This is a genomic window from Streptomyces sp. NPDC088762 (genome assembly GCF_044750905.1).
Taxonomy (GTDB): Bacteria; Actinomycetota; Actinomycetes; order Streptomycetales; family Streptomycetaceae; genus Streptomyces.
In genome coordinates this window covers 1-12,376 of sequence record NZ_JBIVKT010000033.1, presented here as the reverse complement: position 1 = coordinate 12,376, position 12,376 = coordinate 1, and the positions used below count along the sequence as shown (strand labels likewise).

The 12,376-nt window shown below is 72.1% G+C and carries 10 protein-coding genes; 2 read left to right on the top strand and 8 right to left on the bottom strand.

The features are described 5' to 3' along the window. Nucleotides 1-672 precede the first annotated feature (672 nt). Nucleotides 673-1,671, top strand: a complete 999-nt coding sequence (gene trpS / locus ACIP5M_RS35860; protein ID WP_401205301.1) for a tryptophan--tRNA ligase — start codon at nt 673-675, stop codon at nt 1,669-1,671. 42 nt (nt 1,672-1,713) lie between these two features. On the opposite strand, the gene proC is transcribed toward trpS, so the two are convergent. The 5 genes from proC to ACIP5M_RS35835 form a co-directional block, all read right to left on the bottom strand. Further along, entirely contained in the window at nt 1,714-2,523 is an 810-nt protein-coding gene (gene proC, locus ACIP5M_RS35855) for a pyrroline-5-carboxylate reductase (RefSeq protein WP_401205298.1), read from the bottom strand. A gap of 120 nt (nt 2,524-2,643) precedes the next feature. Beyond that, nucleotides 2,644-3,399: an ABC transporter permease gene (locus ACIP5M_RS35850; protein ID WP_401205295.1), complete on the bottom strand. Its 756-nt coding sequence runs from the start codon at nt 3,397-3,399 to the stop codon at nt 2,644-2,646. After that, nucleotides 3,396-4,214, bottom strand: a complete 819-nt coding sequence (locus tag ACIP5M_RS35845; protein ID WP_401205292.1) for an ABC transporter ATP-binding protein — start codon at nt 4,212-4,214, stop codon at nt 3,396-3,398. Before ACIP5M_RS35845 ends, ACIP5M_RS35850 begins: the two co-directional genes overlap by 4 nt. A 56-nt stretch (nt 4,215-4,270) precedes the next feature. Then, a complete protein-coding gene (locus ACIP5M_RS35840; RefSeq protein WP_401205291.1) occupies nt 4,271-4,804 on the bottom strand; it encodes a hypothetical protein in 534 nt (177 codons plus the stop codon). A gap of 81 nt (nt 4,805-4,885) precedes the next feature. Continuing rightward, entirely contained in the window at nt 4,886-5,188 is a 303-nt protein-coding gene (locus ACIP5M_RS35835) for an SH3 domain-containing protein (protein ID WP_401205288.1), read from the bottom strand. 126 nt (nt 5,189-5,314) lie between these two features. On the opposite strand from ACIP5M_RS35835, the gene ACIP5M_RS35830 reads away from it, so the two are divergent. Further along, complete coding sequence (locus ACIP5M_RS35830) at nt 5,315-7,408, top strand: serine/threonine-protein kinase (RefSeq protein ID WP_401205286.1); 2,094 nt, start codon at nt 5,315-5,317, stop codon at nt 7,406-7,408. Nucleotides 7,409-7,447: 39 nt separating this feature from the next. Here the strand turns inward: ACIP5M_RS35830 and ilvD are convergent, their stop codons facing one another. The 3 genes from ilvD to ACIP5M_RS35815 all read right to left on the bottom strand — a co-directional run bounded on the left by ilvD (nt 7,448) and on the right by ACIP5M_RS35815 (nt 10,920). Further along, complete coding sequence (gene ilvD / locus ACIP5M_RS35825) at nt 7,448-9,298, bottom strand: dihydroxy-acid dehydratase (protein ID WP_401205283.1); 1,851 nt, start codon at nt 9,296-9,298, stop codon at nt 7,448-7,450. Nucleotides 9,299-9,424: 126 nt separating this feature from the next. Beyond that, nucleotides 9,425-10,048: a TetR family transcriptional regulator gene (locus tag ACIP5M_RS35820; RefSeq protein ID WP_401205281.1), complete on the bottom strand. Its 624-nt coding sequence runs from the start codon at nt 10,046-10,048 to the stop codon at nt 9,425-9,427. Continuing rightward, the gene (locus tag ACIP5M_RS35815) at nt 10,045-10,920 is read right to left on the bottom strand and encodes a sugar phosphate isomerase/epimerase family protein (RefSeq protein WP_401205279.1); all 876 of its coding nucleotides are present in this window, start codon (nt 10,918-10,920) and stop codon (nt 10,045-10,047) included. The genes ACIP5M_RS35820 and ACIP5M_RS35815 overlap by 4 nt, the downstream gene beginning before the upstream one ends. Nucleotides 10,921-12,376: the final 1,456 nt, after the last annotated feature.

Below are 12,376 nucleotides of genomic sequence, written 5' to 3'. Positions count from 1 at the left end.
AACGGACGCTTCCTTCGTACTCACCCTCTCGGGCTTTCCTCCGGGCTTTCGTTCTGTGTTCTTGCGTTTCCGACTCTATCAGACTCTTTCGGGCCCGATTTCCTCGGCGCTTTCGAGGTTCTGCGCTTTCGCGCTTTCCCTTTCCGGCGATTCCGACTCTATCAGATCCTTTCGGGCCTGACTCCCAGTCAGCGGGCTTCGCTTTCGGGGCCGTTGGCCCTTGCGGCGAGTGAGACAGTAGCGGATTCCTCGCCCCCGAACCTAATCGGCGGCTACGCCCTGTGGACGCGGATTCCCCATTCGCAAATACGCATGAAAACGTGCCGGCGCAGTGCGCCGTACGTTCGAATGTGTGGTGCGGGATGGCTGTCCGGGGACCGACCGGGGTCGGCGTCTCACTTCGGACAACTCGAAGAACCTTACGGACCTCGTCCATGCGTGTCAACTCCGGGACAGGCGTCACCCGAAGGGCTAGCCTGGTGCGCATGACAACGCATGCGCTCACGCTCAGCCTTCGCTGGTGGGCCGCCTGACGGCGGCCGACCTTCCACGCGAGCACGCATGCGCTCACGGCCGCCGCTACGGCGGCCGTTTCTGTTTCTCCCCTCCCGGGAGTGGCCCGGTCGCCCGGCACGCCGGCCCCGACACCACTCACACAAGGGAGAGCACGACATGACGAGGATCTTCAGCGGGATCACGCCGTCCGGACATCTGACGCTCGGCAACTACCTCGGGGCCATCCGGCAGTGGGTCGCGGCCGAACAGGCGCCCGGGGACGCGTTGTTCTGCGTGGTCGATCTGCACGCGCTGACCGTGGAGCACGATCCGGCACGGGTGCGGCGGCTCAGCAGGCAGGCCGCGACGCTGTACCTCGCCGCCGGGCTGGATCCCCAGCGGTGCACGCTCTTCGTGCAGAGCCACGTCGGCGAGCACACCCGGCTGGCCTACCTGCTGGAGTGCACCGCCACCGACGGGGAGATGCGGCGGATGATCCAGTACCGGGAGAAGGCGGCCAGGGCAGAGGCCACCGGGCAGGGCGTACGGCTGTCCCTGCTGACGTATCCGGCGCTGATGGCCGCCGACATCCTGGCCTACCGGACGGACGAGGTCCCGGTGGGTGAGGACCAGCGGCAGCACGTGGAGCTGACCCGGGACCTGGCGGTGCGGTTCAACCAGCGGTACGGGCACACCTTCACCGTGCCCAAGGCCGCGGTTCCGGCCGTGGCCGCGCGCGTCATGAACCTCCAGGAGCCGACGTCGAAGATGGGGAAGTCCGACGAGAACGGCGCCGGGATCGTCTACCTGCTCGACGAGCCGGCGGCGATCACCAGGAAGGTGATGCGGGCCGTGACCGACAGCGGGGACGGCGGGGTGGTCTACGACCGGGCCGCGCGCCCCGGGGTGGCGAACCTGCTGGACATCCTGGCCGCCTGTACGGGCGGGGACCCGGAGAAGCTCGCCGCGGGGTACTCCCAGTACGGGCCGCTGAAGCGGGACGTCGCCGAGGCGGTGGTCGAGCTGCTGAAGCCACTGCGGGAGCGGCATGCGGAGCTGGCGGCCGATCAGGGCGAGGTGGAGCGGGTGCTGCACGAGGGGGCCGGGCGGGCCCGGGCCATGGCGGGGCCCGTGGTGGACCGCGCGTACGAGGCCATCGGGTTGTTGGCGCCCTGAGGGGGAGGGGGCCCTGTGGGTACGGGGCCCCTTGCCCCTGCGTCAGCTGTTGCCGGAGGCCAGTTCGCGGCTGCGGTCGCGGGCCGCTTCGAGGGCGGCGATCAGGGCGGCCCGTACGCCGTGCTTCTCCAGCTCCACGATCGCGTTGATCGTCGTACCGGCCGGGGAGGTGACGGCCTCGCGGAGCTTGACCGGGTGCTCGCCGCTGTCGCGGAGCATCACCGCGGCGCCGATGGCGGCCTGGACGATGAGGTCGTGGGCCTGGGCGCGGGGCAGGCCGAGGAGGATGCCGGCGTCGGTCATCGCCTCGACGAGGAAGTAGAAGTAGGCCGGCCCGGAGCCGGAGAGCGCGGTGGCCGCGTCCTGCTGCGACTCGGGGACGCGCAGGGTCTTGCCGACGCCGCCGAAGATCTCCTCGGTGTGGGCGAGGTGCTCGGCGGTGGCGTGGCTTCCGGCCGAGATGACGGACATGGCCTCGTCGACGAGGGCGGGGGTGTTCGTCATGACGCGGACGACGGGGGTGCCGGGGGCGAGCCGTTCCTCGAAGAAGGACGTGGGGATGCCGGCGGCGCCGCTGATGATCAGGCGGTCGGCCGGGACGTGCGGGGCGAGCTCCTCGAGGAGCTTGCCCATGTCCTGCGGCTTGACGGTGAGGATGAGGGTGTCGGCGCGCTTGGCGGCCTCGGCGTTGGAGACGGCCTCGACGCCGTAGCGCGTACGGAGCTCCTCGGCGCGTTCGGCACGGCGGGCGGTGACGAGGAGCTGGGAGGCGGGCCGGCCGCCGCGGATCATTCCGCTGAGCAGGGCCTCGCCGATCTTGCCCGTACCGAGGACTGCGACTGTCTGGGTCATGCCCGATTCACCTCGCCGAAGGAACGTGGGGACGTACGGGATCATCCTCGCACCGGGGGCGGGGGGTGGGGGCTGCTGTCCGGTGGGTGGGCAGGCCGGCGGTCGGGGCGTGCGCGGCGGTCAGGGCGTGCGGCGGCGGAGGGTGGCGGCGCCGAGGGCGAGGACGAGCAGGGCGCAAGCGGCGACGACGAGGGCGTCGCGCACGAAGTCGGCGGTCATGTCGGTGTGGGTGAGGACCTGGGTCATGCCGTCGACGGCGTAGGACATGGGCAGGACGTTCGAGATGCCCTCCAGGACGGGCTGCATGGTGTCGCGGGCCGCGAAGAGGCCGCAGAGGAGCAGCTGCGGGAAGATCACCGCCGGCATGAACTGGACGGCCTGGAACTCGGAGGCCGCGAAGGCGGAGACGAAGAGGCCGAGGGCGGTGCCGAGGAGGGCGTCGAGGAGGGCCACGAGGAGCAGCAGCCAGGGGGAGCCGACGACGTCGAGGCCGAGGAGCCAGAGGGCGAGGCCGGTGGCGAGGAGGGACTGGACCACGGCCACGGCGCCGAAGGCGAGGGCGTAGCCGGCGATGAGGTCGCCCTTGCCCAGCGGCATGGCGAGGAGGCGTTCGAGGGTGCCGGAGGTGCGCTCGCGCAGGGTCGCGATGGAGGTCACCAGGAACATCGTGATCAGCGGGAAGATCCCGAGGAGGGACGCGCCGATGCTGTCGAAGGTGCGGGGGCTGCCGTCGAAGACGAAGCGGAGCAGCGTCAGCATCAGTACGGGGACCAGGAGCATCAGCGCGATGGAGCGCGGGTCGTGGCGGAGCTGGCGCAGGACGCGGGCGGCGGTGGCGGTGGTGCGGGCGCCGCTCATGGCGGTGGTGGCGGTCATCGGAGGCTCTCCCGGGCGGTGGCGTTCGCCTCGTCGACGAGGCGGAGGAAGCCCTCTTCGACGGTGGCGGAGCGGGTACGGGTGCGCAGGGCGTCGGGGGTGTCCTGGGCGAGGATGCGGCCCTCGCGCATGAGGAGCAGGTCGTGGCAGCGCTCGGCCTCGTCCATGACGTGGGAGGAGACGAGGATGGTGGCGTCGCGGGTGCGGGTGATCTCGTGGAAGAGGTTCCACAGGTCGCGGCGCAGTACGGGGTCGAGGCCGACGGTGGGTTCGTCGAGGACCAGCAGCTCGGGGGTGCCGAGGAGGGCGACGGCGAGGGAGACGCGGCTGCGCTGGCCGCCGGAGAGGTGGCCGGCGAGGGCGTCGGCGTGGGTGGTGAGGTCGACGTCGGTGATGGCGCGGGTGACGGTGGCGGCGCGGCGGTCGGCGGCGGCGCGGCCGGGGTCGAGGACGGCGGCGAAGTAGTCGAGGTTCTGCCGGACGGTGAGGTCGTCGTAGACGGAGGGCGCCTGGGTGACGTAGCCGATGCGGGAGCGGAGCTCGGGGTGGCCGGCGGGGCGGCCGAGGACGTCGAGGGTGCCGGTGACGTGGGCCTGGGTGCCGACGATGGCGCGCATGAGGGTGGATTTGCCGCAGCCGGAGGGCCCGAGGAGGCCGGTGATGCGGCCGCGGGGGACGTCGAAGGCGATGCCGTCGATGACGGTGCGGGGCGTGCGGCCGGTGCCGCGGCGGACGGTGAGGCCGTGGGCGTGCACGGCCGGGTGCACGGCCGGGTCGGGGGCCGCTCCTGCGCCTTGCTTCGGATTATTCATCATGTGATGAATAATGCTCCTGGCGGTGCCGGGGCGTCAATCGGAGGGAAGAGGAAGGGCTACTTCTTGCGCTTGGGGCGGCGGGCGGCCGGGTTCCCCGTACGGGCGCTGCGGCGGCGGGCGAACTCGGCCGAGGCGCGCTCGTACTCGGCGCGGCGCAGCTTCTCGCCCGGGGCCTCGGCGAGGCAGCGCAGGAAGTACGCGATGAGGGAGCCGATGAAACCGATCGCCTTGAGGCCCTTGAGGGCGGCTTCGTCCGAGGAGGGGGCCGGGCGGCGGCTGAAGGACTCCCAGGTCTTGGCGAAGGCGATGGCGCTGGCGACCGCGAAGAGGACGACGACGGAGATGCTGAGGAAGGGGCCGACGTTGCCGATCTCCAGGCCTTCGTAGGCGAAGCGCAGCAGGTAGGCGGCGATGACGGCGATCAGCAGCGAGCCGGTGGCGGCGCCGGCGCGGCGCAGCGCGTAGCCGCCGTCGTGCTTCACCCAGGTGGTGCCGAAGAACCGGATGGGCTCGGGCTCGGGGCCGGTGGGGGCCGCCGGGGCCGGCGCCGGCGCGGCGGGGGTCTGGTCTCGCTGGTCGTCGTCGCTCACACCGGCGATTATCCCCCGCCGGGCCGGGCCGGCCGGGTGCGTCTCACGTGGCAGACGGGTCGCGGCTGCGGCCCGTGCCGCTCAGGCGCAGCGGGCGGCGATGTACCCGTCGCTGCCGGTCTTCACGTAGGCGTCCGAGACGAAGCGGCCGTTGCCGATGCAGTCCCAGATGTCCGTCGTGCCGTACGGGCCGGAGATCGTCGTGCCGGGGCACTGGCAGCGGATCGTGACGTACCCGCCGGCCGGCAGCACGTCGATGATCGAATAGTTCGTACCGGGACCGCTGCGGACGTTGACCCGGTAGCCCGGCGCGAGCGGGTAGGTCGGGTATCCCCCCTCGGCGGCGAGGCCCTGGACCTGGCTTGAATCGTTCTCGACCGACATGTGACAACTCCCCCTTGGGTGTTGCCCGGCGCAACGCGCGCAGGGCAGCAAGCCCTTGGATGTTCGCACGGGCCATCGGCTAGGCTCCGGCGGGGGTGGTGAGCGGTGCATTCGCTGCGTACGGACGTGGGGTTCCCTGAGTACGCCGGGCACTACCGGCTCGAGTCCGTACTCGGCTCCGGCGGCATGGGCGTCGTGCATCTGGCCACCTCCAGTTCGGGGCTGAAACTCGCCGTCAAGGTCGTGCACGCCCAGCACGCCGTGGACCCCGAGTTCCGGGCCCGGTTCCGGCAGGAGGTCGCGGCCGCGCGGCGGGTGAGCGGGGCGTTCACCGCGCCCGTCGTGGATGCCGATCCGGATGCGGAACGGCCGTGGATGGCCACCCTGTTCATCGACGCCCCGACCCTGTCCGAGCGCGTACGGGAACGGGTGCTGGACCCCGGTGAGCTGACCCGGCTCGCGGCCGGGCTGGCGGAGGCGCTGCGGGACATCCACCGGGCCGGGGTCGTGCACCGGGACCTGAAGCCCGGCAACGTGCTGATGGCCGCGGACGGGGTGCGGGTCATCGACTTCGGCATCTCGCGCCCGGCCGACAGCGATCTGCGGACCGAGACGGGCAAGCTGATCGGGACGCCGCCGTTCATGGCGCCGGAGCAGTTCCAGCGCCCCCGGGACGTGGGGACGGCCGCGGACGTGTTCGCGCTGGGTGCGGTGCTCGTGCACGCGGCGACCGGGCGCGGACCGTTCGACTCCGACAGCCACTACCTGGTGGCGTACCAGGTCGTGCACGCCGAGCCCGACCTGACGGGGCTGCCGTCACGGCTCGTCCCGATCGTGGCCCGGTGCCTGGCGAAGGATCCCGCGGAGCGGCCGACCGCCGACGCGCTGATCTCGGAGATGCGGGCCCTCGCCTACCCGACGAGCGAGGACACGCAGGCCTTCATCCCCGGGCCGCGCAGGCCCGTCGACGACGAGGAGATCACCCACCGGCGGGAGCGGACCGCCCCGGAGGACAAGGCCCCGGCGAAGCGGCGCAGGCCGGCGCTGCTGGCCGCGGGGCTCGGGCTGCTGCTCACGGCGGGAGTGATCGGCGGCTACCTCCGGTTCGGGCCGGGCGCGGGGGCGCCGGGGCCGGTCGCGGCCGCGGCGTCGGGGGCGCCGGCGGCCACGGGGAAGCGGTTCGCCCCCTGGACGGTGCCGCTGGCCGGGCACTCCGCGTCGTGCTCGGCCGAGGCCGCCGCCCTCTACTGCGCGGGACGCGGACTGGCCGCCGCCCGGCTCGACCCGGCGGACGGCTCGGTGAGGTGGAGCGTGCCCGCGAGCGTGCCGGCCCCCGGAACGGCGACCGACAGCGTCCCCCTGCCCGTCGGCGGAGTCGTCCTGGCGGTGGCGCCCGGCAGTGAACTGCTCCAGGCCCTGGACGCGGCGACGGGCGCCGAACGCTGGCACCGGACACTGCCGGGTGGTACCCGACTGGTGACCGCGGGCCCGCACGTGCTCACGGTGGCGGCCGGCGGAAGCGTCACCGCCCTCGACACGGCGAACGGCACCCCGCTCTGGACGAGGCAGATCGGCGGCTCGGGATCTGTCTGGTGGGGCACGCCGGCCCCGGCCGGCACACCCGCGTTCTACGTGTCGACACCCGACACCGAGGGCAGGTCGTCCCAGCTCGCGGAGGTGGACCCGGCCGGCGGGGCGGTGCGCTGGCAGGTACGGACCGGCGGAAGGCTGCGCCCGGTCGGCGCGGCGCGCGGAGCCGTCTACCTGCTCGACAACGACGCCGGTACCACGACCCATGCCGTCGTACGGGTGGACGCGGCGACCCGCGCCGTTCAGCGGGTGCGGCTCTCGGCTCCGCTGTACGAGGCGGAAGCGTCCGTGGGCCCCGACGGGACGGTGTACGCCTTCGAGTCACGGGGCGGGCTGCTGGCGGTCGGCGCGGACAGGGAGCAGTGGCGGCTGCAGACGGGCGTCGTGGTCGCCTCCCGGCCGGTGTTCGCCGACGGGCGGGTCTACCTGACGGCGTCGGACGGGCGGCTGCTGGCCGTCGACGCGGCCGCCGGGCGGCTCGTGGGGCAGACCAGACCGCGCATGGCCGGCAACCAGGAGCGGGTGAGCGCCACGGTGCCCGCGCCGCTGGTCGCCGACGGGCGGGTGTACGCCTCCGCGCCCGACGGGACCGTGTTCGCGGTGAGTACGGAGAACCCCGCCGGGTGGTGATGCGCCCGGCGGGGCTCCGTGCGTCGTGCGGGCAGCGGGTCAGCCCAGGCGGGAGACGTCGCGGACCGCGCCCTTGTCGGCGCTGGTGGCCATGGCCGCGTAGGCGCGCAGGGCCGCCGAGACCGTGCGCTCGCGGTTCTTCGGGGCGTAGACGCCGCCGAGGGCCTCGTGCCGGGCCGCCAGGGTGGCGTCGTCGACGAGGAGCTCGATCGAGCGGTTCGGGATGTCGATGCGGATCCGGTCCCCGTTCTCCACGACGGCGATGTTGCCGCCCGACGCCGCCTCCGGGGAGGCGTGGCCGATGGACAGGCCCGAGGTGCCGCCGGAGAAGCGGCCGTCCGTCACGAGGGCGCAGACCTTGCCGAGGCCGCGGCCCTTGAGGAAGGAGGTCGGGTAGAGCATCTCCTGCATGCCGGGGCCGCCGCGCGGGCCCTCGTAGCGGATGACGACGACGTCGCCCGGCTGGATCTCCTTGCGCAGGATCTTGTCGACGGCCTCGTCCTGCGACTCGCAGACGACCGCCGGGCCCTCGAAGGTCCAGATCGACTCGTCGACGCCGGCGGTCTTGACCACGCAGCCGTCGACGGCGAGGTTGCCGCGCAGGACGGCGAGACCGCCGTCCTTGGAGTACGCGTGCTGCACGGAGCGGATGCAGCCGCCCTCGGCGTCGAGGTCGAGGGTCTCCCAGCGCTCGGACTGGGAGAAGGCGGTGGCGGAGCGCTTGCAGCCGGGGGCCGCGTGCCACAGCTCCTGCGCCTCTTCCGAGGCCGTGCCGGAGCGGACGTCCCACTTCGCCAGCCAGTCCTCCAGCCCGTCGGAGTGGACCGTGGTGACGTCCTTGTTCAGGAGGCCGCCGCGGTGCAGCTCGCCGAGGATGGCGGGGATGCCGCCGGCCCGGTGGATGTCCTCCATGTAGTACGTGCCGCCGGGCGCCACGTTCGGCGCGACCTTGGCCAGGCACGGGACGCGGCGCGAGACGGCGTCGATGTCGGTGAGGTCGTAGTCCAGGCCGGCTTCCTGCGCCGCAGCCAGCAGGTGCAGGATCGTGTTCGTGGAGCCGCCCATGGCGATGTCGAGGGCCATGGCGTTCTCGAAGGCCTCGCGGGTGGCGATGTTGCGCGGCAGGACGGACTCGTCGCCGCCCTCGTAGTAGCGCTTGGTGATCTCCACGACCGTGCGGCCGGCGTCCTCGTACAGGGCGCGGCGGGCGGTGTGCGTGGCGAGGACGGAGCCGTTGCCGGGCAGGGCCAGGCCGATGGCCTCGGCGAGGCAGTTCATCGAGTTGGCGGTGAACATGCCGGAACAGGAGCCGCAGGTCGGGCAGGCGTTCTCCTCGATCCGCAGGACGTCCTCGTCGGAGACGTTCTCGTTGGAGGCGTCGACCATGGCGTCGATCAGGTCGAGCTTGCGGACGGTGCCGTCGACGAGGGTGGCCTGGCCGGCCTCCATCGGGCCGCCGGAGACGAAGACGACCGGGATGTTGAGGCGCATGGCGGCCATCAGCATGCCCGGGGTGATCTTGTCGCAGTTGGAGATGCAGATCAGGGCGTCGGCGCAGTGCGCCTCGACCATGTACTCCACGCTGTCCGCGATCAGGTCGCGGGAGGGCAGGGAGTACAGCATGCCGGCGTGGCCCATGGCGATGCCGTCGTCGACCGCGATCGTGTTGAACTCGCGCGGGATGGCACCGGCGGCGCGGATGGCGTCGGAGACGATCCGGCCCACCGGGGCGAGGTGCGTGTGGCCCGGGACGAACTCCGTGAAGGAGTTGGCGACCGCGATGATCGGCTTCCCGATGTCCTCGCTCGCTACGCCCGACGCGCGCATAAGGGCGCGTGCGCCCGCCATGTTGCGGCCGTGGGTGACGGTGCGGGACCTCAGCTCGGGCATGCGGTTTCACTCCCCATGAGTACGGCTGTCACGTGGATCAGCCGCGACTGCGGATATGGCTCAGATACGAGGCTACGCCCGTCGCCCGGGATCCGGACAGCGAGTCCGTATGGCGGGACGGACGGCTCAGTCCTCGGTCAGGTACCGCTGCAGAGTAGGGGCTACGAGGGCCACGATCTGCTCCGGATCGGCGGAGGCCAGGGGCTCGACCTGGACGACGTAGCGGAGGACCGCGATGCCGACCATGTGCGAGGCGGCGAGCTCGGCCCGGAAGGTCGGGTCGGGGACGTCGAGGTCGGCGGCGACCCGCTCCAGGACCCGCCGCAGCACCAGCCCGCGCAGGACCTTCGCGGCGGCCTCGTGCGTGAGGGCGGAGCGGATCACCGCGAGGAGCGGGGCGCGGGTCACCGGGTTCTCCCAGATCCCCAGGAAATAGCGGGCGAGGCGCTCGCCGATGCCGTCGGGCCCCTCGCCGAGGATCGCCGGGACCACCAGGGCCGGCTCCAGGCTCACCTCGACGGCGGCGGCGAAGAGGTCGTCCTTGCTGCCGAAGTAGTGGTGGACCAGCGCCGGGTCCACCCCGGCCACCTTCGCGACTCCGCGCACGGACGTCTTGTCGTACCCGCGCTCGGCGAACACCTCCCGGGCGGCGAGGCGGATCCGCTCCTGGGTGCCGGGCCCGTCGTCGACCTCGTCCTGGCGCGGCCGGCCGGGCCCGCGGCGGCGGGGCTTGTCGGGCTGCTCGGTCATGGGCGGCGCGCTCCGCGCCGCTTGGCGGCGGTGCGGGCGGGGGCCGGGGTGCGGGCGGGGACTCCGGGCGCCGCGGTGGCCAGGTGCAGGCGCGTGAAGGCCAGCGCCTCGGCGAGATCGGCCTCACGCTCGGCGGAGGACATGGCGCGCCGCGTGTTGACCTCGATGACCACGTGCCCGTCGAAGGAGGACCGGGCGAGCCGCTCCAGCAGCTCGGCGCACGGCTGGGTGCCGCGGCCCGGAACCAGGTGCTCGTCCTTCGCCGAACCGTTTCCGTCGGCGAGGTGCACGTGCGCGAGCCGGTCGCCCATCCGGTCGATCATGGCGAGGGCGTCGGTCCGGGCGGTGGCGGTGTGCGAGAGGTCGACGGTGAAGTGCCGGTAGTCGTCCTTGGTCACGTCCCACTCGGGCGCGTAGGCGAGCATCTCGCGGTCGCGGTACCGCCACGGGTACATGTTCTCGACGGCGAACCGGACGGCGGTCTCGTCGGCCATCCTCCAGATGCCGCGGACGAAGTCCCGCGCGTACTGCCGCTGCCACCGGAACGGCGGATGCACGACCACGGTCCCCGCCCCCAGCCGCTCGGCAGCCGCCTGCGCCCGCTGCAGTTTGGTCCAGGGATCGGTGGACCACACCCGCTGGGTGATCAGCAGACAGGGCGCGTGCACGGCGAGGACCGGCACCTGGTGCTGGTCCGACAACCGCCGCAGGGCATCGACGTCCTGGCTGACCGGATCCGTCCAGACCATGACCTCGACACCGTCGTACCCGAGGCGCGCGGCGATCTCGAAGGCGGTCGCCGTCGTCTCCGGATACACGGAGGCAGTGGAGAGGGCGACTTTCGCGGTCGGGACACGGACTGGTTCTGCCACGCAGACAGCGTACGGTCCCACCCCGAACACGCGCTGCGGCGGGGGCGGGGGGGCTGTGGCCGGTCGGGGCCTTCGCCCCCCTCTCACCCCCCTGCTGAGCGGCGGCTGCCCACCCACCGCGGGCGGGGGGGGTGGGGCGGGGGCGGGTTGAGTGCCGGGCGGGGTCGGGGCGGGCGGTGGCCTGCGGGGCGAGCCGATATGCGGGGCGGGGGTGAGGACGGAAGCCTGCCGGGCGGAACAGAGAAGTGAAGCGGCACACGATGGGCGGAAGCCGACTTACTCGGAATCAGTGAGGGTTTGGGGGTTTCCCGTCAGTCCCATCGTCTCTCCGGTTCGGGCCGGTCCCTCAAGGGCGCTCCCTGCGGTCGCGTCGCTTCGCGATGGCCTGCGGCCACCCTTGACCGACCGACCCGAACCGGAAAGCCGAAAGACTGCCGGGAAGCCCCCAAAAGAACGATCACCGGTTCAGTGACATAACCAAGGGCCCGCCAGGGAGCAGACGACCCCGCTCCCCCAATCCGGCCAAAGCCACATCGAGGGCTGGGCGGCGCCGATCCCCGGGCCAAGAGCCTCCGCCCGGGCCCGTTTCCATCAGACTCCGGGCGGGGGCAGCCGAAGCGTCACCAGACAGCGGTCAGACGGGCATCGGGGCAGGTCAGACGGGTGGTACGCGTCAGATCGCTACGCGCTTCTCGCGGCTTGGCGTCCGGCGCCCGTCTGGGGCTGGACATAAGCCGCCCAAGATCGCTACAAGCGTCCCCGAGACCGCGACAGCGGGTAGTTTGTCCCTATTTGGCGGCCGATGGGGCGGCGTGAAGAGTCTTGGCGGAGTGAGAGGTTGAGAAATCCGCTCTCACGCTCCGTCTGGCCCGTTTCCCCCGACGAAATGACCCTCAGACAGCCGACATGGGGCCCATGTGTGTCGTTGGCGGCTTTCGACCGGCCGCAGACGCCGACCATGGGCACTTCTGGCGCGGTGGGCGCACCCCGCCACTCACTGACGCCCCCAAAGGGTCTGACTTTGTGTCGTAGGTGTTGTTGTCGGATGCCAATTGCCGCAGACGCCACCCATGGGCACTTTTGACGCTGGTGGGCGCACCACCTACTGCCTGCTGACGCTCCCAAGGGGTGCGACTTTCTGTCGTAGGCGTTGTTGTCGCCTGCCAACCGGCGGCAGACGCCGGCCACGAGCGTGGGTGATGTCGTGGGCGCCGCCCACTTCCCGCTGACGCCCTCCAGGGGGCCCATTCCTGTCGCCGGGTGCCATCCACTTCCCGCAGGCGCCCGCCGGCCGGACTTCTTCTCCTCGTAAGCGCGGCCAGTGGCCGGCAGCCGCCCGTCCACCGCGGGCCTACTCGCCGTGGGCGGCTTATGAAGCCGTTTCTCAATCGAACGTGATCGTTTGATCCTTGCTGGTCAGGCATGGTTTCGCCCGGGTGAGGGAGGGATGCGGCGT